Here is a 19,659-nt window from a genome sequence, read left to right on the forward strand (position 1 = left end):
ATGGCGCCTGCGGCAGTGCTCGCGACTGCCCATGAGACACCGCGCGACACCCCGGACGTTCAGCTCGAGATCGTGCTGAGGAACGGGCGGCGGCTTCTCGTCCCCTCGTCGGTGGACCCGGGGGTTCTGGCGCGGCTGCTTCCCGTATTGGAGGGCCAATGATCGCCTTCCCGGCGGGGGTGCGCGTGTGGATCGCGGGCGGGGTCACCGACATGCGGCGCGGCATGAACACTCTGGCGCTGACAGTGCAGCAGGGGTTTGGGCGCGACCCGCATGCGGGTGAGATCTTCTGCCTTCGCGCGCGAAAGGGGGATCTGGTCAAGCTGCTGTGGCACGACGGGGTCGGCATGTCGCTCTATACCAGGCGGTTCGAGGCGGGGAAGTGCATCTGGCCGACGAGCGGGAGCGGCGAGGCCGTGCATATCTCTGCGGCCTAGCTCGGGTATCTTCTGGAGGGGATCGACTGGCGCAATCCGCGCTGGACCCAACGCCCTGCAGAGGCGGGGTAAATCTGCGTCATTTGCCTTATTTTCATGGGCTTTCCAATATCGGAATGGTTAGTCTTGGCCATGTCAGATGCCGTTTCCGAGATCGCCAGGTTGCGTGCCGCGCTCGCTCTCGGAGGCCCGTGCCGAGGCCGCCGAGAGCGAGCTGGCGCAGACCCGGGCGGTGGTCTCGACCCCCGAAGCGATGATCAAGCATCTCCGCTTCGAGATCGCCAAGCTCCAGCGCGAGCAATACGGCGACAGCCCGGAACGTCGCGCCCGTCTGATCGACCAGATGGAAAAGCAGCTCGAGGAACTCGAGGCAGCGGCCACCGAAGACGAGATCGCCGCCGAGAAGGGGGTGAAGACCACGACTGTCGCCGGGCTCAAACACCGCCGCCCGGCGCGCAAGCCCTTCCTGGAGCATCTGCCGCGCGAGCGCGTGGTGATCGCGGCGCCCAAGGCCCGTTCCTGCTGCGGCTCGGATCGCATCGTGAAGATGGGTGAGGATGTCAGCGAGACGCTCGAAGTCATTCCCCGGTAATGGAAGGTGATCCAGACGGTCCGGGAGAAGTTCACCTGCTGCCATTGCGAGAAGATCAGCCAGCCACCGGCACCGTTCCACCCCACGACCCGTGGCTGGGCCGGTCCGAACCTGCTGGCGATGGTCCTGTTCGAGAAGTTCGGGCAGCATCAGCCTTTGAACCGTCAGGCCGAGCGCTATGCGAAGGAAGGCGTCGAGATCAGCCTCTCGACGCTGGCCGATCAGGTCGGAGCGTGTTCTGCTGCGTTCGCGCCGATCCATGCGCTGATCAGGGCCCATGTTCTTGAGGCCGAACGGCTGCACGGCGACGACACGACGGTGCCGCTGTTGGCGAAGGGCGGAACCCAAACCGCCCGGCTCTGGACCTATGTTCGGGACGACCGCCCCTTCGGCGGCGGTAGCCCACCTGCCGCGCTGTTCCACTCCTCCCGTGACCGTGGAATGGCCAATCCGAACCGGCACCTCGCCGGATGGCAGGGCATCCTGCAAGCCGATGCCTATGGCGGCTACAACGACCTCTACCGCGCCGGACGCGAGCCGGCGCCAGTCAGCAGCGCGCTGTGCTGGAGTCATGCCCGACGCAAGTTCTTCGAACTTGCCGACATCAACGGGAATGGCAGGAAGGGCAAGCCGGCCCATGACATCTGCCCCGTTGCGCTGGCGGCCGTCGACCGGATCGACGCGATCTTCGACATTGAGCGCGGGATCAATGCGCTTACCGTCGTGGACCGTCAGGCGGCCAGGCACCAGCTGTCGCAACCTCTGGTTGAGAAGTTTCATGGCTGGCTGCATGCCGAGCGCGATCGGCTTTCGAAGCACAACCCGGTCGCCAAGGCGATCGACTACATGTTCAAGGCCGAGCGCTGGCCCGCCTTCACCCGGTTCCTCGACGACGGCAGGATCTGCCTGACGAACAACGCCGCGGAGCGGGCGCTGCGCGGTGTCGCGCTTGGCCGCAAGTCCTGGCTCTTCGCCGGCTCCAAGCGCGGTGGGGGCCGCGCCGCCTTCAGGTATTCCCTGATCGTCACCGCGAAGATGAACGATGTCGATCCTCAGGCCTGGCTCGCCTATGTCTTGGCCCGGTTGCCGGTCACGACCGCCTCCCGGGTGCCGGATCTCCTGCCTGCGGATCATCCTGAACGACGTCGACCCGCAGCCGATGCGCCACATCGAGGTGCCGCTGAAGATCAGGCTCGACCGGCTGCATGAAGTTATGCAGACAGCCATGGGCTGGACCGACACCCATCTCTACGAGCTCCGGGTGGGCGATGCAGGTTGGGGCATGCCAGATCCGGATGGGTTCTATGATGGCCCCATGGACGCGAAGAAGATGACCTTGGAGAAGCTGATCGACCGGACCGGCACCAAGACGATCCAGTATATCTACGACTTCGGCGATGACTGGGACCACAGTATCCGGTACGAGCGGGTCAACGAGGCCTCCCCTGGCATGACCTATCCACGGCTGCAGAAGGCAGCAGGGGCCTGCCCGCCCGAGGACGTCGGCGGCGCTTGGGGCTACGAAGAGTTCCTCGAAGCCCTCGCCGATCCCGATTATGAGCAGCACGAGGACATGGTCCGCTGGTCGGGCGGGGGCTTCAGCGCCGAGGATGCCGGGATCGACAGCATCACCGACCGCTTTGAACGGCTCGCAACGAAGTGGGCGCCGCGGCCACGCAAACCCAAGCCCGACATGTAAGCGAAGCCAACGCCCGCGGCCTACGACGGATGGTTACCTCTTTTTCGTGCCGATACGGATTGAAGATCACACCACGGGTCGGGCAAAGGCAGCGATGTTTTTCGCGGCGGCTGTCGGCGCAGCGGGCGTGACAACAGAAGGGGCCAATTCCTAGATATGTCTTACCGCATTGGCGATAGGCGCGCCGGACCTGGCGCGTCCCCGTGCGCATCGGGTGTGCCGCGCCTGACATCCTGTCGCAAAAGCCGCGGCATAGCGTGGGTGCCATTTCCCGATGCATGCAACGCCCCGGACCGTTCGGTCCGGGGCATCGATATCATCCCTTGGCGGGCAGGCCGATTCCGCCGAGGGCGGTGGTGATCTCGGTCAGGATTTCCGGGTCGTCGATGGTGGCCGGTGTCTTGAACGTTTCGCCGTCGGCGATCTTGACCATCGTGGCGCGCAGGATCTTGCCCGAGCGGGTCTTGGGCAGGCGGTCCACGATGCAGGCGGTCTTGAAGGCCGCGACCGGGCCGATCTGATCGCGCACCATGGCGACCACCTCGGACCTGATCTGATCCTCGGGGGTGGTGACGCCCTTCTTCAGGCATAGAAAACCGACCGGCATCTGGCCCTTCAGCTTGTCCGCGACCCCGATCACCGCGCATTCGGCGACGGCGGGGTGCGAGGCCAGCACCTCTTCCATGGCGCCTGTTGAAAGGCGGTGGCCCGCGACGTTGATCACGTCATCTGTCCGCGCCATGATGTAGAGATAGCCGTCCTCATCGACATAGCCGGCATCGCCGGTTTCGTAATAGCCGGGATAATGGCCAAGATAGGATTTGCGGAACCGGTCTTCGGCGTTCCACAGCGTCGGCAGGGTGCCGGGGGGCAGGGGAAGCTTGATCGCGATGGCGCCAAGCGTGCCGGGCGCGACGGGGTGACCCGCTTCGTCCAGAATCTGCACGTCATAGCCGGGCATCGCGACCGAGGGGCTGCCTTTCTTGATCGGCATGTTTTCGATGCCGAAGGGGTTCGAGGCAATCGCCCAGCCGGTTTCCGTCTGCCACCAGTGGTCGATGACCGGCAGGCGCAGCTGATCTTCCAGCCACTGGATCGTGTCGGGATCTGCCCGTTCGCCCGCAAGGAACACGGCTTGCAGGCTGGAAAGGTTGTAATCCTTGATCAACTCGCCGTTCGGATCTTCGCGTTTGACGGCGCGGATCGCGGTGGGGGCAGTGAAGAAGGATTTCACCTTGTGGTTCTGGATCACCCGCCAGAAAGTGCCGGCGTCCGGGGTGCCGACGGGTTTGCCCTCGAATACGATGGTGGTCGCCCCGGCGATCAGCGGACCATAGCAGATATAGCTGTGGCCCACGACCCAGCCCACATCCGAGGCCGCCCAGAAGACGTCGCCCGCGTCGATGCCGTAAATGTTCTTCATCGTCCAGTTCAGCGCGACCAGTTGGCCCGCAGTGTGGCGGATGACGCCCTTGGGCTGACCCGTCGTCCCCGAGGTGTAAAGGATGTAGGACGGGTGATTGCCTTCGACGGGGACGCAATCGGCCGGTTCGACGCCGAACTGGAATTCATGCCAGGCCACGTCGCGACCCGGTGTCAGTTGCGCGACCTCTTGTTCGCGCTGAAAGATCACGCAGAAATCGGGTTTGTGGGCGGCCTGTTCGATGGCCTTGTCCAGCAGCGGTTTGTAATGGACGACGCGGCCCGGCTCTAGCCCGCACGAGGCGGCGATGATCGCCTTGGGCGTCGCATCGTCGATGCGCACGGCAAGTTCATGCGCGGCGAACCCGCCGAAGACGACCGAATGCACGGCGCCGATGCGGGCGCAGGCCAGCATCGCCTCGACCGCTTCGGGGACCATGGGCATGTAGATGATGACGCGGTCGCCCTTGTCGACGCCCTTGGCGCGCAGGGCGCCCGCCAGGCTGGCGACGCGATCGCGCAGTTCGCGATAGGTGATGCCGCGATCGGAATGGGTGATCGGGCTGTCATGGATGATCGCAAGCTGATCGCCGCGCCCGGCCTCGACATGGCGGTCGACCGCGTTCCAGCAGGTATTCACCCGCGCGTCCGCGAACCATTCGCCTGCCGGACCCTGATCGAAATAGGCGCGGCTGGGGGCCTGATCCCAGTCGATCTGACCGGCGGCCTGCATCCAGAAACCTTCGGGGTCGGCCTTCCAGCCTTCATAGACATCACGGTATGCCATGGCATGCCTCCTCCACTGTCTATGCCAGTGTTACGCGAGGTCAGGCCCGTGCGGCAATGATGTTAGCGGGAACGTCGCGGGGATCGTGCGGAAATTAGCCAATCCTCGCATGTGGTGTTTGCAAACGCAACTTTCCCGCAAAATGCCGCGGCGCGGTCGGGGCGATTTTGCAAAGAAAACCGCCCCGCGCGTGATTCGTCAGCCGTAATGGGCCACCGGCGTGCCTGCCAGCACGCTCATGTTCAGAAGACCACGGGTGGTGATCGACGGGGTGACGATATGGGCGCGGTTGCCCATGCCCATCAGGATCGGCCCGACCTCCAGCCCGTCGGCGCACATCTTCAGCGCGTTGCGCACTCCCGAAGCCGCGTCGGTGCCCGCAAAAACCAGCACATTGGCTTTGCCTTCCAGGCGCGAGCCGGGGAAGATCCGTTCGCGCAGTTCGGGGTCCAGCGCGGCATCGACATGCATTTCGCCGTCATACATGAAATCGGGCGCGCGGGCGTCCAGCAGCTGCATCGCGTCGCGCATCTTGCGTCCACTATGGCTGTCCAGGTTGCCGAATTGCGAATGGCTGCACAGCGCGATGCGCGGCGTCAGGCCAAAGCGGCACACATGGCGCGCGGCGCCGGTCACGGTTTCCATGATCTGTTCGGGCGTCGGGTCCTGATGGCATTGCGTATCGGCAATGAACAGCGGCCCGTCTTCCAGAATGATCATCGAAAGGGCGCCGACCGGATGCAGCCCGTCACGGGCCAGGATCTGACGGACATATTCCAGGTGCCAGCTGTACTGCCCGAAGGTGCCGCAGATCAGGCTGTCGGCTTCGCCGCGATGCACCATGACCGAGGCAATGGCCGTCGTGTTCGTCCGCATGATCGCGCGGGCGATATCGGGGCTGACGCCGCGCCGGGCCATCAGGTTGTGATAGGTTTCCCAATAATCGCGGTAACGCGGGTCGTTTTCGGGGTTCACGATCTCGAAATCGCGTTCGGGCCGGATCGGCAGGCCCGCGCGTTCGGCGCGCATGGCGATCACCTCGGGGCGGCCGATCAGGATCGGCTTGTCGGTGGTTTCCTCCAGCATCGCGTTGGCGGCACGCAGCACACGTTCGTCCTCGCCCTCGGCAAAGGCGATGCGGCGTTCCGTGGTGGCCGCGGCCTCGAAGACCGGGCGCATGATCAGCGCCGAGCGGAAGACCGAGCCGTCAAGCTTGCGCTTGTAGGCGTCCAGATCCTCGATCGGGCGGGTGGCGACGCCGGTTTCCATCGCGGCCCTGGCCACCGCGGACGAAACGACGCCGACAAGGCGCGGGTCGAAGGGTTTCGGGATCAGGTAATCGGCCCCGAAGGTCAGCGTTTCGCCGCGATAGGCGGCGGCGGCCTCGGCCGCGGTCGTGGCGCGGGCCAGCGCGGCGATGCCCTCGACGCAGGCGATCTTCATTTCATCGTTGATTACCGTCGCGCCGACATCCAGCGCGCCGCGGAAGATGAAGGGAAAACACAGGACGTTGTTGACCTGATTGGGATAGTCGCTGCGACCCGTGGCGATGATCGCCCTGGGGGCGACCGAACGCGCATCCTCGGGCAGGATTTCCGGGGTCGGGTTGGCAAGGGCAAAGATGATCGGGCGCTCGGCCATTTTTTCGACCATGTCGGGCTTCAGGACGCCGGGGCCGGACAGGCCCAGGAACAGATCGGCGCCGTCGATCACCTCGCCAAGCGTGCGCAGGTCGCTTTTCTGTGCATAGGCGGCCTTTTGCGGGGTCATGTCTTCGGTGCGGCCCTCATGGACCAGACCGTGGATGTCGCATAGCCAGACATTTTCACGTTTGACGCCCAGCTTCAGCAGCATGTCCAGACAGGCGATGCCCGCCGCGCCGCCGCCGGTCGAGACGATCTTGATATCCTCGAAGCGCTTGCCCGCGACGCGCAGCGCGTTGGTGGCCGCCGCGCCGACGACGATGGCGGTGCCGTGCTGGTCGTCGTGAAAGACGGGGATGTTCATCCGCTCGCGGCACAGTTTTTCGACGATGAAGCAGTCGGGCGCCTTGATGTCTTCCAGATTGATCGCCCCGAAGGTCGGTTCCAGCGCGCAGACGATATCGGCCAGTCGTTCGGGGTCGGGTTCGTTCAGTTCGATATCGAAACAGTCGATATTGGCGAATTTCTTGAACAGGACGGCCTTGCCTTCCATCACCGGCTTGCTGGCGGCAGCGCCGATATTGCCAAGGCCCAGAACCGCCGTCCCGTTGGACACGACCGCGACAAGGTTGCCCCGCGCGGTATAACGGCTGGCCGTGGTCGGGTCGGCCTTGATTTCTAGACAGGCTTCGGCCACGCCGGGGGAATAGGCCCGTGACAGGTCACGCCCGTTCGCCATCGGCTTGGTCGCCCTGATCTCAAGCTTACCGGGCCGGGGGAATTCGTGATAGTCCAGCGCGGATTGCCGGGCATTGTCCTGCCTGCGTTCGTCCATATCTGCCTCTCCGGTCATCGATTTAGTTCACCGTTAAACCATTTCCGCGACGGGGAACAGGAGGCTTCGCCTTGCGTTAGCGGTGAACCGCGCGCAAAATCGGTCAAAGTTAGGAAAGGCAACGCTATGTCCCTGTTGGATGCGGCCCGCGAGGTCCGCGAAATGGCTTATGTTCCCTATTCGCGATTCAAGGTCGGGGCGGCCGTTCGCGGCGCCTCGGGCAGGATCTATGTGGGATGCAATGTCGAGAATGTCGCCTATCCGGAAGGCACCTGCGCCGAGGCCGGCGCGATCAGTGCAATGGTCGCCGCGGGCGAAACCGAATTGATCGAGGTCGCGGTCATCGCGGACAGCCCCAGCCCGGTGCCCTGCTGCGGCGGCTGCCGCCAGAAACTGGCCGAGTTCGGCAAGCCCGACACGCCGGTCCTTCTTGCCACGACCGGGGGCGCGACCATGGCCACCACCATCGGGGAATTGCTGCCGGGACGTTTCGATGCCGGTCACATGAGCCGCGCGGAATGACGGACCCGCGTCCCGTCATTGCCGCCGTGCGCGATGGCCGGGGGCTGGACGGCCCCGGCGCGGCGCTGATCGCGCAGGGTCTTGCCGACGGTTCGGTCAGCGATGCGCAGGCCGGGGCATTCGCCATGGCCGTCCTGACCCGTGGTGTGGGCGAAGCCGGGCGCGTCGCCCTGACCCGTGCGATGCGCGATTCGGGGCATGTGCTGGACTGGGACCTGTCCGGCCCGGTCGTCGACAAGCATTCGACCGGCGGTATCGGCGACACGGTCAGCCTGATCCTTGCGCCTTTATTGGCGACGCAGGGTGTGTTCGTGCCGATGATCTCGGGTCGTGGGCTGGGTCACACGGGCGGCACGCTGGACAAGCTTGAGGCCATTCCCGGCTATGATTGCGATCAGGATGAGCAGGCGTTCCGCCGCATCACCCGTCAGGTCGGCTGTGCCATCGTATCGGCCTCGGGCGATTTCGCGCCTGCGGATCGCAGGCTGTATGCAATCCGCGACGAATCCGGCACAGTGGAATCGATCGATCTGATCACCGCGTCGATCCTGTCGAAAAAACTGGCCGCCGGGTTGCAGGGGCTGGTTCTGGACGTGAAGGCGGGGTCCGGCGCGATCCTGAAATCGGTCGATGCGGCCGAACGCCTGGCGCGCGCGCTGGTCACGACCGCGAATGGCGCGGGCTGCCCCTGTTCGGCGCTGATTACCGACATGGACCAGCCGCTTGCGCGATCCGCCGGGAACGCGGTCGAAGTGGCCGAGGCGATCCGCGTCCTGCTGGGCGAGCGTGGCGCTTTGCGCGATCTGGTGGTGGATCTGGCGGCCGAGTGTCTGCGGCTTGTCGGACGTCCCGATGACGCACTTGGGGCCGCGCTGGACAGTGGCGCCGCCGCCGAGGTGTTTGGCCGCATGGTCGCGGCGCAGGGTGGTCCCACCGATCTGATCCAGCGGCCCGATCACTATCTGGCCCCCGCACCGGTCATCCTGCCCGTTCTTTCCGCGCCGGGTGTGGTCAGCGGCATTGATGTCACGGCGCTGGGACATGCGGTTCTGGCGCTGGGAGGCGGGCGCGTGCGCGCGGGCGAGGCGATCGATCCGCGCGTCGGCTTGACGGGCCTTGCCAAGCTGGGCGAAGAGGTCGGCCCCGACCGGCCCCTGGCCATGGTGCATGCCGCCGATGACACGGCAGCCCAGATTGCAATTGCCGCGGTTCAGGCCGCTTACACGACGGGTACATCCGGGGCGGCGGGGCCCCTGGTGCGCCAAAGGATCCTTCATGCGTGACAATCGCGCCTTTCTGATCGTTCTGGACAGCGCGGGCATCGGTGGTGCCCCGGATGCCGACCGCTTTTTCAACGATGGCCGTCCCGATACGGGCGCCAACACCATCGGCCATATCGCCCAGGCCGTCCCGCTGCGCCTGCCCAATCTGGACCGTCTGGGACTGGGCGCGGCGATCCGCCTTGCCTCGGGCCTTTCGGCGCCGGGGCTGGATGCCGCACCGCAGGGCCTGTGGGGTGCCGCGACCGAGATTTCGCCCGGCAAGGACACGCCCTCGGGACATTGGGAAATGGCGGGCGTGCCGGTGCCGTGGGAATGGCATTACTTTCCAGACCAGCAGCCTGCCTTCCCGCCCGAGGTGACGGCGCGGATCTGCGAATTGGCCGGGGTCGACGGGGTTTTGGCGAATTGCCACGCCTCGGGGACGCAGGTGATCGAGGATTTCGGGCTGCAGCATATCCGCAGCGGTCAGCCGATTTGTTACACATCGGTCGACAGCGTGTTGCAGATCGCCGCGCATGAAGACCATTTCGGGCTGGAACGTCTGTTGACCCTGTGCGAATCGCTGGCACCGATGCTGCATCGCATGCGCGTGGGCCGGGTCATCGCGCGGCCGTTTCTGGGCGACCGGCCGGGCAGGTTCGCGCGGACGCCCAATCGCCGGGATTTCGCCATCGCCCCGCCCGCCGACACCATTCTGGATATCGCCGCCGCCGCCGGGCGTCAGACCCATGCCGTCGGCAAGATCGGCGATATCTTCAGCCATCGCGGGATCGGTCAGCTTCACAAGGGCAAGTCCGATGCCGATCTGGCCGAACATCTGCTGCGTCTGGGGCACGAGGCCGCGCCCGGCAGCCTGACCTTTGCCAATTTCGTCGAGTTCGATACCAATTTCGGCCATCGCCGCGACCCGCAGGGCTATGCGGATCAGCTGGAATGGTTCGACGGTATCGCGGGTCGGCTGATGGCGTCGCTGCGCCCCGGCGATCTGGCGATCTTCACCGCCGATCACGGCAATGACCCGACATGGATCGGCACCGACCACACCCGCGAACGCGTGCCGGTTCTGGGACACGGGCTGGGCGCACGGCCCGTGGGTCACGTCGGGTTCAGCGATATCGGCGCCTCGATCATGGCGCATCTGGGGCTGCCCGCCCCGCAACATGGGACGTCATTTCTGTGAAGAAACTTGAATTGCACCTGCATCTGGAAGGCGCCGCGCCGCCCAGCTTCATCCGTGGACTGGCGCAGGAAAAGCGTGTCGACCTGTCCGGAATATTCGACGAGCGTGGCAGCTATGCCTATGACGGGTTCGAAGATTTCCTGCGCGTCTACGAAGCCGCGACCAGCATCCTGACCACGCCGCAGGATTACGCCCGCCTTCTGGCCGAGGTGCTGGAACGCTGTGCCGAGGAAGGCGTGATCTATGCCGAGCTGTTCGTCTCGCCCGAATTTTGCGGCGGGGCCGATCTGGGGGCGTGGCGCGACTATCTGGCCGCCATGGTCGAGGTCGCCGACCGGATGCGTGCGCAGGGCATCGACAGCCGTGGCATCGTGACCTGCATCCGTCACTTCGGCGCCGAGCGCGCCCGCAAGACCGCCATCTGCGCCGCCGAAACCGCCGGGGGCTGGATCACCGGATTTGGCATGGGCGGCGCCGAGGGGGTCGGCAAGGCCACCGATTATGACTGGAGCTTTGACTGCGCGAAAGAGGCCGGACTTGGCCTGACCTGCCATGCGGGCGAATGGGGTGGTCCCGAAAGCGTCCGGCAGGCGCTGGACCTTGGCTGCACCCGGATCGGCCACGGTGTCCGCGCCATCGAGGATGGGCAACTGGTGCGCGACCTTGCCGAACAGCAGATCCTGCTGGAGGTTTGCCCCGGCTCGAATATCGCGCTGGGGGTGTATCCGGCCTGGGACCGCCACCCCATCGCGCGACTGGCCGATGCCGGGGTGCGCGTTTCTGTGTCCACTGACGATCCGCCCTTCTTTCATACCACCATGCGACATGAATATAACCGCCTCGCCGATGTGTTCGGCTGGGGCGACGAGGAATTCGCACAGATCAACAGATGGGCCGCCGACGCAGCGTTCTGCGACGAGGCCACCCGCGACCGGCTGAGAAAGGAATTCCAGTGACCCAACCGCATCTGACCGTCATCGATCACCCGTTGGTTCAGCACAAACTGTCCATCATGCGCAAAAAGGATGTGTCGACCGCCGGGTTCCGCCGCCTTCTGCGCGAGATCAGCCTGCTGCTGGCCTATGAGGTCACGCGCGAACTGGAACTGACCACCACCACCATCCAGACGCCGATTCAGGAAATGCAGGCGCCCACGCTGGAGGGCAAGAAGCTTGCGCTGATTTCGCTTTTGCGGGCAGGGAACGGTCTGCTGGACGGGATCCTGGAAATGATCCCCTCGGCCCGCGTGGGATTTGTCGGACTGTATCGCGACCCGCAGACGCTGAAGCCGGTGGAGTATTACTTCAAGGTGCCCAGCCTGCTGGATCAGCGCATGACCATTGTCGTCGATCCGATGTTGGCCACCGGCAACAGCGCCGTCGCCGCCGTCGATATGCTGAAGGAACGCGGCGCGAAGAACATGCGCTTTCTGTGCCTGCTGGCGGCCCCGGAAGGTGTGCAGCGGATGAAAGAAGCGCATCCCGATGTGCCGATCTTCACCGCTTCGCTGGATGAGCGTCTGGACGATCACGGCTATATCGTGCCGGGTCTGGGCGATGCGGGCGATCGTATGTTCGGCACCAAATAGGGACCGCGTTAACCGCCCCTTCAGGGGATTGTCCTAAGCCTTGTGCGAAGATCGAATCGCGGAAGGCCGATGCGGACAGCTTGGATAATTGCAATTCTGGTGATGGCGGGGGCTGCGCGGGGGGAACCCGTGCCGCCACCGCCTGCCGACTTTGGATCGACGCAGTATATCGACGGCGCGGGCTGCGTCTTTCTGCGTGAAGGCGCTGACTGGGTGCCGCGGCCCGACGGGACCGGCGGTCAGCTTTGCGGTTTTCCGCCCAGTCTGGCGACCCGGCGCAGCGATCCCGATACGGTTTCGGTACTGGCCCCGATGCATCCCGATCCCCCGCCAAGGCCAGAGGATGTGCTGGCCGAAAAGCTGGCCTTGGGGCTGCGGCAGGGCGAATTCACCGCCGATCCCGCCCCGCGCGAAACGCGCCGCGACGCGCCAGCGCCCAGCCAGCCCCCCGCGATCGCCCGGAACATGGCCAGGATCGCCGCGCGGCAGGATCAGTTGCGCGCCGCCGCAAGTGGGGCAGGGCGCAGCGACGATCTGTGTGCGGCCCTTGGCTATCGTCCCGATCCCGACCCCAGACCGTTGATCGGCGGGGATGTGACGCAGGGCATGTGCTATGGGATGCAGGCGGATGTGCCGACGCGGCGGATATCTGACACGGCGCATGTCGTCCCCGAAGAACCCGCGCCCGTCGCGGAAAAGGCGACAGACAAGCCCGCCGAAACCGTGTCGAAATCGGTGCCGGCCACGGCCAGTGTCACGCCCGACCGGCCCAAGGCCGCCACGACAAGCACGGTTGCCGACCGCCGCCAGCCCCGGCCAGCGGCGCCCGAGCGGCTGATCGAGATGATCCCCGCCAGCGCCCGTTACGTTCAGGTCGGCGCCTATATGCAGGATGACGCGGCTTTGGCGACCATCCGGCGCCTGTCCGAAATGGGCTACCGGACCGGGCAAAGCTACGAACGGCGGGATGATCGCAGTTTTCGCCTGATCATGGCCGGGCCGTTCACCAATCGCCAGGATCTGATCGCGGCGCTGTCGCGGCTGCGCGGCTCGGGCTATCCGCATGCGGTGGCGCGGTAGGCCGGACTGCGGCGCATATCAAAAAAGGGGGCTGAACCGCCCCCTTGATGTTGCATGGTCCCGGTGCGGTTACGCAGCCAGGGGCAGCGGGTATTCCGTCACGATCACGCGCGGGGCGTGGTCGTCGCGACTGAAATAGGCATACATCTGTTCCAGCGCTGCATCCGCGATCGCATTGCGCTTGATCTCGGCGATGCTCAGCGGTTTGCCGTTCTGTGTCATTTTCGTCTTCTCATGGTCGTTGCGGCGATTTTGCCACGCGGGCCAGATAGGGATGCGCACTGCGCCAATCCAGAGGGATCGACGCAGCGTCACGAAAAATTCAGCCGACCTGCACCATGCGGTGCTTTTTCTTGCCGACCGAGACCTTCATCCCCTCACCGATCATTCCGGCATCGACCATCAACTGCGGATCGGTGACGGATTCGTTGTTCAGGCGCAGGCCGCCCTCGGCGATCAGGCGCTTGGCCTCTTTGCCGCTGGCGGTGATGCCGGTCTGAACCAGCATCTGCACCACGCTGAGACCATCATTCAGTGAATCCGCAGGCAGCAGCGCGATCTGCAGGTCGCCGCCCGCACCGCCCTGTTCAAAGACCTCGCGCGCGGTCGCCTCGGCGCTGGCGGCGGCATCGGCACCGTGCAGCAGGGTCGTGACCTCATTGGCCAGCCGCACTTTGGCTTCGTTGATCTCGGACCCCGACAGGCTGCCCAGACGGTCGCATTCATCGACCGGCAGTTCGGTGTACAGTTTCAGGAAGCGACCGACATCGGCATCGGTGGTGTTGCGCCAGAATTGCCAGAAATCATAGGGCGACAGCATCGCGCCGTTCAGCCACACGGCCCCGCCCGCCGATTTGCCCATCTTGCGACCGTCGCTGGTGGTCAGCAAGGGCGAGGTCAGGCCCCAGATCACCTTGTCATCGACGCGGCGGGTCAGGTCGATCCCGTTGACGATGTTACCCCATTGGTCCGACCCGCCCATCTGCAGGCTGCAACCATAGCGGCGGTTGAGTTCAAGGAAATCATAGGCCTGCAGGATCATGTAGTTGAACTCAAGAAAGCTCAGCGATTGTTCGCGATCCAGCCGCGACTTGACCGATTCAAAGGACAGCATGCGGTTCACGCTGAAATGCCGCCCGATGTCGCGCAGGAATTCAAGATAGTTCAGCCCGTCCAGCCATTCGGCATTGTTCAGCATCCGGGCCTTGCCGTCGCCATAGTCCAGATATTGCGCAAAGACCTGCTGCATGCCGTCGATATTCGACTGGATCGCGGCTTCGTCCAGCAGCGGTCGTTCGTCGGAACGGAAGGACGGATCGCCGACCTTGGTGGTGCCGCCGCCCATCAGGGTGATCGGCGTGTTGCCGGTCTTCTGGAACCAGCGCAGCATCATGATGTTCAGCAGATGCCCGACATGCAGCGAGGCCGCCGTGGCATCATAGCCGATATAGGCCGTGACCGGCCCCGCCAGCAGCGCCTGATCCAGCGCCTCGTAATCGGTGCAGTCGGCGACATAGCCGCGTTCGAACATGACGCGCAGGAAATCGGACTTGGGGCTGTAGGTCATGGGCTGTTTCCTTCTGATCGGGGGGGATATACCGGCTGCATGGCTAAAGGAAAAGGCGCGATGATCCGGGCTTTGGGGATGATGTCGGGAACCTCGATGGACGGGGTCGATGCGGCGGTGATCGAAACCGACGGGATCAGTATCGCGGAATTCGGGCGGTCCGGCTTTCGCGGCTATTCCGACAATGAATCGGCGGTGCTGCATCAGGCACTGGGCCGGTGGCCCGGTGCGCCGGGCGTGGCCGAGGCCGCGGCCCTGTCGGTGGCCAGCCACGCCGCCCTTGCCGCCGATTTCCCCGAGGCCGAGGTGATCGGCTATCATGGGCAGACGCTGGCGCATGACCCGCAGGGGCGCGGCACGCATCAGGCCGGGTCGGGCGCGGATCTTGCACGGCAGACCGGGCGGCCCGTCATCTGGGATTTCCGCACCGAGGATGTCCGTCGCGGCGGCGAGGGGGCCCCGCTTGCCCCGTTTTTTCACTGGGCCTGCGCCCGTTGGGCGGTGGGGCAGGGCCGGTTGCCCGACGAACCCGTTGCCTTTCTGAACCTTGGCGGGGTGGGCAATATCACATGGGTGGACCCCCGTGTCGCGCAGCCCGAAGGTGACGGTGCCTGCCTTGCCTTCGATACCGGCCCGGCGAATGCGCCGATCAACGACCTGATGCGCAGGCGCCTGCGCCAAAGCCATGATGCGGGGGGGCTTATGGCTGCGTCCGGGACGGTCCGACCGGGGATCGTGGCCGAGTTTCTGTGCCATCCCTACTTTGACCGCCCGCCGCCGAAATCCCTTGATCGTGACCAGTTCGGGCAATTGTCGCAGGCGGTGTCGTCCCTGTCCGATGCCGATGCGGCGGCGACGCTGGTTGCCGCGCTGTCCGGTTCGGTCGGGGCGGCGATGCGATGGTTGCCGTCGCGGCCTGCGGCGGTGCTGGTCTGTGGTGGCGGGCGTCACAACGCGACCATCATGGCCGCACTGGCCGCGGATCTGCCCTGTGCGGTGCGGCCTGTCGAATCTGCGGGACTTGATGGCGACATGCTGGAGGCGCAGGCCTTCGCATGGCTGGCGGTGCGGGTGATGCGCGGCCTGCCGACTTCGGGACCGATGACGACGGCGGCGCCGGATCCGGTCTGCGGGGGACGGATCAGCCACCCGGCGCGGCATCGGTCAGCGATCGAAAAAAGCGGCTGAAGTTTTTTCATTGGGCTACTTGACGACTCTGCGGGCTGTGCGTAAACCGCCCCTCACCCCGGCGGGCGAACGGTCGGGGAGGTGAGTGTGCGGTTGTAGCTCAGTTGGTTAGAGTACCGGCCTGTCACGCCGGGGGTCGCGGGTTCGAGCCCCGTCAACCGCGCCACACACACCTGTCGCCACGATAAATGCGCGGTTGTAGCTCAGTTGGTTAGAGTACCGGCCTGTCACGCCGGGGGTCGCGGGTTCGAGCCCCGTCAACCGCGCCATTTATCCTTTTCCCCGATATCCAAGACGCTTGCGGGAAAATAGGACTCCTGTTTCCGGCCTCGATTGTCTATCTATCCCCACGGTCTGCGCGATGCGCGGGCTGTTTTTGACCATTCACACGGATGACAAGGCGATGAAGGATATGGACGGGGCAGAGGGCCTGATCGCAACCATGGGCCAGGCGGCCCGTGCAGCGGCAGTTGAGCTGGCCACGGCAACAGCCGAGCGGAAACACGCGGCGCTGATCGGCGCGGCGGAACAGATTCGCACCCGTATCCCGGAAATTCTGGATGCCAATGCCCTGGATATGCAGTTCGGACGCGAGAAGGGCCTGTCGGATGCCATGCTGGACCGGCTGCGACTGGATGCGGACCGTTTGCGCGGGATCGAGGACGGCTTGCGCGCGGTGGCCGAACAGGCCGACCCCGTGGGCGAGGTGATCCAGGAATGGGATCGTCCGAATGGTCTGCATATTCAACAGGTTCGCACCCCGATCGGCGTGATCGGCGTGATCTATGAAAGCCGCCCCAACGTGACGGCGGATGCCGGGGCGCTGGCGCTGAAATCCGGCAACGCGGTGATCCTGCGCGGCGGATCGGAAAGCCTTCATTCCAGTCAGGCGATCCACGCCTGCATGGTCGAGGGGCTGCGGCAGGCCGGTCTGCCAAAGGCGGCGATTCAGCTTGTGCCGACCCGCGATCGTGCTGCCGTGTCGGCGATGCTGCAGGCGCAGGGCCTGATCGACGTGATCATTCCGCGCGGCGGCAAGGGGCTTGTCGGGCTTGTGCAACAGCAGGCGCGCGTGCCCGTCTTTGCGCATCTGGAAGGGATCTGCCACATCTATGTCGACGCCGCCGCCGACCCCGAAAAGGCGCGTCGCGTGGTGCTGAACGCGAAAACCCGGCGGACGGGCATCTGCGGGGCCGCCGAATGTCTGCTGATCGACAAGGCCACCGACCCCGCGCTGCGCGCCGACCTGATCGCCGATCTGGTTGCGGCGGGCGTTCAGGTTCATGCCGATGGCGAACTGGCGGAACTGGCGGGCACGACCCCGGCCACGGCCGAGGATTTCGGCCGCGAGTTTCTGGACATGGTCATCGCGGCGCGGCTGGTCGATGGTGTCGAGGGTGCGATCGGCCATATTCGCCAGTTCGGCAGCCAGCATACCGAGTCGATCCTGACCGAAGATGATGCCGCCGCTGCCCGATTTTTCGCCGGGCTGGACAGCGCGATCCTGATGCGCAACGCTTCGACCCAGTTTGCCGATGGGGGTGAGTTCGGGATGGGCGCGGAAATCGGCATCGCCACCGGCAAGATGCATGCCCGCGGCCCCGTCGGCGCGACGCAGTTGACCAGCTTCAAATATCTGGTGACCGGTGACGGGACGATCCGCGCCTGACCCTGTCGGGTCGCGGCCCCGTGCTGCGGCCCCTCTGCCGCGTCTTTGACGAAAAGATCCGCGCAGGGGTGGCGAAATGCCACAGCCTGTGCAAGTTAGCGCCGTCACTTACAGCATCGGACAGGAAGGAAAGCGCATGGCAAAAGCGCTATTGGCCCGTTTTGGGGACAATCTGGGCATTCCCCGACCAGGCAATTCCCATGATCCCGCCCAGATCAGGACCGAGCTTCTGTCCGGTCTGACCGTCGCACTTGCGCTGGTCCCCGAGGCGGTGGCCTTTGCCTTTGTCGCCGGTGTGGCGCCGCTGGTCGGGCTTTATGCCGCCTTCATCGTCGGGCTGATCACCGCGTTGTTCGGCGGTCGTCCCGGCATGATCTCGGGCGCGACCGGCGCGCTTGCCGTGGTGATGGTCAGTCTGGTGGCCCAGCATGGCGTGGAATATCTGTTCGCGACCGTGGTCCTGATGGGGCTGATCCAGATCGTGGTCGGCATCATGCGCTGGGGCAAGTTCATCCGCCTGGTGCCGCATCCGGTGATGCTGGGCTTTGTGAACGGGCTGGCGATCGTGATCTTTCTGGCGCAGCTGGGCCAGTTCAAGATCCCCGGCACGACCGAGGTGTCCGGCCACGGTGTCGGCGGCGGCGAGTGGCTTTCGGGAATGGCGCTTTACACGATGCTGGCCCTGGTCGCGCTGACCATGGCGATCATTTGGCTGTTGCCGCGCCTGACCACCGTGATCCCGGCGCCCCTGGCGGGGATCGGGATCACCGCGATCCTTGTGATCCTGTTCGGCATCGATGTGCCCCTGGTCGGGGACATGGCCTCGATCCAAGGGGGGCTGCCTGCCTTCCACATTCCGTCGGTGCCTTTGACCTGGGAAACGCTCCAGATCATCCTGCCCTATGCGGTGATCCTGGCGGCGATCGGCCTGATTGAATCGTTGTTGACCCTGAACCTTGTCGGCGAAATCGTGGGCGAGCGTGGCGGCGCGTCGCGCGAATGCGTGGCGCAGGGCGCGGCCAACACCGTCACCGGGTTCTTTGGCGGCATGGGTGGCTGCGCCATGATCGGCCAGTCGATGATCAATGTGAAATCGGGCGGCCGGATGCGCTTGTCGGGCATTTCGGCGGCGTTGTTCCTGCTGTGCTTTATCCTGTTTGCCGCACCGCTGATCGAAATGATCCCGCTGGCCGCGCTGGTCGGGGTGATGTTCATGGTCGTGATCGGCACATTCGCCTGGAACAGCCTGCGCATCCTGCGCAAGGTGCCGCTGATCGATGCGTTCGTCATCGTGCTGGTGACCGGGGTGACGGTGGCCTATGATCTGGCGACGGCCGTGGTCGTCGGCGTCATCGTCAGCGCCCTGGCTTATGCCTGGCAGAATGCGACCCGCATCCGGGCCGAGACCGACACGACCCTGGACAGCAAGGTCTATCGCATTCAGGGGCCGCTGTTCTTCGGGTCCGCCGAAGGGTTTGCCGAACTGTTCGACGTGCAGAACGACCCTGAACGGGTGGTCGTCGATTTCGCCAATAGCCGCGTGGCCGACCAGTCGGCGCTGACCGCGATCGAGGCGCTGGCCGCGAAATACAACGCCGCCGGCAAGCGGATCGAGCTGCGCCACCTGTCGCGCGACTGTCACCGCCTGTTGAAACGGGCGGGCCAGCTGGTTACCGACAGCGACGATGATCCCGATTACGGCGTGGCGGTGGATTACAGCGTCCGCACCGGGCAGTTGGGGGCGGGGCACTAAGGTCAGGATTCATAACCAATAGATCACGGTCGCTGCGAGGGCGATGGCCGATAGGAAGACCACGGGGCATCGGTCATGGCGGGTCGCCACACGCCGCCAATCCTTGAGCCTGCCGAACATGATCTCGATACGATTTTTCCTCTTGTAGCGACGCTTGTCGTACTTGATCGGCGTCTTGCGTTGCTTCCGACCGGGTATGCAGGCATGTATGCCTTTGTCTTTAAAAGCTTTCCTGAACAAGCCGGCGTCATGGCCGCGATCTCCGAGCAGCCATTTGACGTTTGGCAGGCTACCGAGAAGCGCCCGCGCGCCGGTATGGTCGCTCACCTGTCCAGCGGTGATGAACAAATCGAGCGGTCGTCCCTGGCTGTCGCAGATGGCATGAAGCTTGGTGTTCATGCCGCCCCTGGTGCG

Annotated in this window: 16 protein-coding genes, 2 tRNA genes and 1 pseudogene; 14 read left to right on the forward strand and 5 right to left on the reverse strand. The window is 64.9% G+C overall.

All coding sequences use genetic code 11. The features are described from left to right. Positions 1-158: 158 nt before the first annotated feature. From tnpB to BMX67_RS18625, 3 genes and pseudogenes are all read left to right on the forward strand, one after another. Positions 159-437, forward strand: coding sequence for an IS66 family insertion sequence element accessory protein TnpB (tnpB, locus tag BMX67_RS18615; RefSeq protein WP_217645918.1), 279 nt, complete (start codon positions 159-161; stop codon positions 435-437). Between the two features lie 132 nt (positions 438-569). After that, positions 570-2,238: pseudogene (gene tnpC / locus BMX67_RS18620) on the forward strand (IS66 family transposase). Then, the gene (locus tag BMX67_RS18625) at positions 2,189-2,728 is read left to right on the forward strand and encodes a plasmid pRiA4b ORF-3 family protein (RefSeq protein ID WP_245739528.1); all 540 of its coding nucleotides are present in this window, start codon (positions 2,189-2,191) and stop codon (positions 2,726-2,728) included. The pseudogene tnpC and the gene BMX67_RS18625 overlap by 50 nt, the downstream one beginning before the upstream one ends. A gap of 316 nt (positions 2,729-3,044) precedes the next feature. Here BMX67_RS18625 and BMX67_RS18630 read toward each other — a convergent pair whose 3' ends face one another. Continuing rightward, positions 3,045-4,937: a propionyl-CoA synthetase gene (locus tag BMX67_RS18630; RefSeq protein ID WP_090738140.1), complete on the reverse strand. Its 1,893-nt coding sequence runs from the start codon at positions 4,935-4,937 to the stop codon at positions 3,045-3,047. 198 nt (positions 4,938-5,135) lie between these two features. Beyond that, positions 5,136-7,415 (reverse strand): NADP-dependent malic enzyme, encoded by a 2,280-nt coding sequence (locus BMX67_RS18635; protein WP_090738142.1) that lies wholly within the window; start codon positions 7,413-7,415, stop codon positions 5,136-5,138. Positions 7,416-7,541: 126 nt separating this feature from the next. Between BMX67_RS18635 and BMX67_RS18640 the strand changes: the two genes are divergently transcribed. From BMX67_RS18640 to BMX67_RS18665, 6 genes are all read left to right on the forward strand, one after another. Beyond that, positions 7,542-7,937 carry a cytidine deaminase gene (locus tag BMX67_RS18640; protein ID WP_090738144.1) on the forward strand — a complete coding sequence of 132 codons (396 nt, stop codon included), beginning with the start codon at positions 7,542-7,544 and terminating at the stop codon, positions 7,935-7,937. Next, positions 7,934-9,220, forward strand: coding sequence for a thymidine phosphorylase (locus BMX67_RS18645; RefSeq protein WP_090738146.1), 1,287 nt, complete (start codon positions 7,934-7,936; stop codon positions 9,218-9,220). The genes BMX67_RS18640 and BMX67_RS18645 overlap by 4 nt, the downstream gene beginning before the upstream one ends. Then, the gene (locus BMX67_RS18650; protein WP_090738148.1) at positions 9,213-10,400 is read left to right on the forward strand and encodes a phosphopentomutase; all 1,188 of its coding nucleotides are present in this window, start codon (positions 9,213-9,215) and stop codon (positions 10,398-10,400) included. The genes BMX67_RS18645 and BMX67_RS18650 overlap by 8 nt, the downstream gene beginning before the upstream one ends. Next, complete coding sequence (locus BMX67_RS18655) at positions 10,391-11,356, forward strand: adenosine deaminase (RefSeq protein ID WP_090738161.1); 966 nt, start codon at positions 10,391-10,393, stop codon at positions 11,354-11,356. The genes BMX67_RS18650 and BMX67_RS18655 overlap by 10 nt, the downstream gene beginning before the upstream one ends. Further along, on the forward strand, positions 11,353-11,988 hold the full coding sequence (gene upp, locus BMX67_RS18660; RefSeq protein ID WP_175479986.1) for a uracil phosphoribosyltransferase: 636 nt from the start codon (positions 11,353-11,355) through the stop codon (positions 11,986-11,988). Before BMX67_RS18655 ends, upp begins: the two co-directional genes overlap by 4 nt. Positions 11,989-12,057: 69 nt before the next feature. Continuing rightward, positions 12,058-13,068: an SPOR domain-containing protein gene (locus BMX67_RS18665; RefSeq protein ID WP_090738153.1), complete on the forward strand. Its 1,011-nt coding sequence runs from the start codon at positions 12,058-12,060 to the stop codon at positions 13,066-13,068. A gap of 69 nt (positions 13,069-13,137) precedes the next feature. Here the strand turns inward: BMX67_RS18665 and BMX67_RS19710 are convergent, their stop codons facing one another. Continuing rightward, on the reverse strand, positions 13,138-13,290 hold the full coding sequence (locus tag BMX67_RS19710) for a hypothetical protein (RefSeq protein WP_175479987.1): 153 nt from the start codon (positions 13,288-13,290) through the stop codon (positions 13,138-13,140). Between the two features lie 100 nt (positions 13,291-13,390). Then, positions 13,391-14,635 carry a tyrosine--tRNA ligase gene (gene tyrS / locus BMX67_RS18670; protein WP_090738155.1) on the reverse strand — a complete coding sequence of 415 codons (1,245 nt, stop codon included), beginning with the start codon at positions 14,633-14,635 and terminating at the stop codon, positions 13,391-13,393. 60 nt (positions 14,636-14,695) lie between these two features. Between tyrS and BMX67_RS18675 the strand changes: the two genes are divergently transcribed. The 5 genes from BMX67_RS18675 to BMX67_RS18695 all read left to right on the forward strand — a co-directional run bounded on the left by BMX67_RS18675 (position 14,696) and on the right by BMX67_RS18695 (position 19,245). After that, positions 14,696-15,823, forward strand: a complete 1,128-nt coding sequence (locus tag BMX67_RS18675; protein ID WP_090738157.1) for an anhydro-N-acetylmuramic acid kinase — start codon at positions 14,696-14,698, stop codon at positions 15,821-15,823. Between the two features lie 89 nt (positions 15,824-15,912). After that, a tRNA-Asp gene (locus BMX67_RS18680) sits at positions 15,913-15,989 on the forward strand. A 26-nt stretch (positions 15,990-16,015) separates the two neighbouring features. Continuing rightward, positions 16,016-16,092, forward strand: a tRNA-Asp gene (locus BMX67_RS18685). Between the two features lie 134 nt (positions 16,093-16,226). Beyond that, positions 16,227-17,492: a glutamate-5-semialdehyde dehydrogenase gene (locus tag BMX67_RS18690; protein WP_425438994.1), complete on the forward strand. Its 1,266-nt coding sequence runs from the start codon at positions 16,227-16,229 to the stop codon at positions 17,490-17,492. A gap of 136 nt (positions 17,493-17,628) precedes the next feature. Beyond that, positions 17,629-19,245, forward strand: a complete 1,617-nt coding sequence (locus BMX67_RS18695; RefSeq protein ID WP_090738159.1) for a SulP family inorganic anion transporter — start codon at positions 17,629-17,631, stop codon at positions 19,243-19,245. Between the two features lie 9 nt (positions 19,246-19,254). On the opposite strand, the gene BMX67_RS18700 is transcribed toward BMX67_RS18695, so the two are convergent. Further along, positions 19,255-19,659: IS5 family transposase (locus BMX67_RS18700; RefSeq protein WP_139206579.1), on the reverse strand; the 405-nt coding region annotated here is incomplete at its 5' end.

This window comes from Paracoccus homiensis (genome assembly GCF_900111675.1).
Taxonomy (GTDB): Bacteria; Pseudomonadota; Alphaproteobacteria; order Rhodobacterales; family Rhodobacteraceae; genus Paracoccus; species Paracoccus homiensis.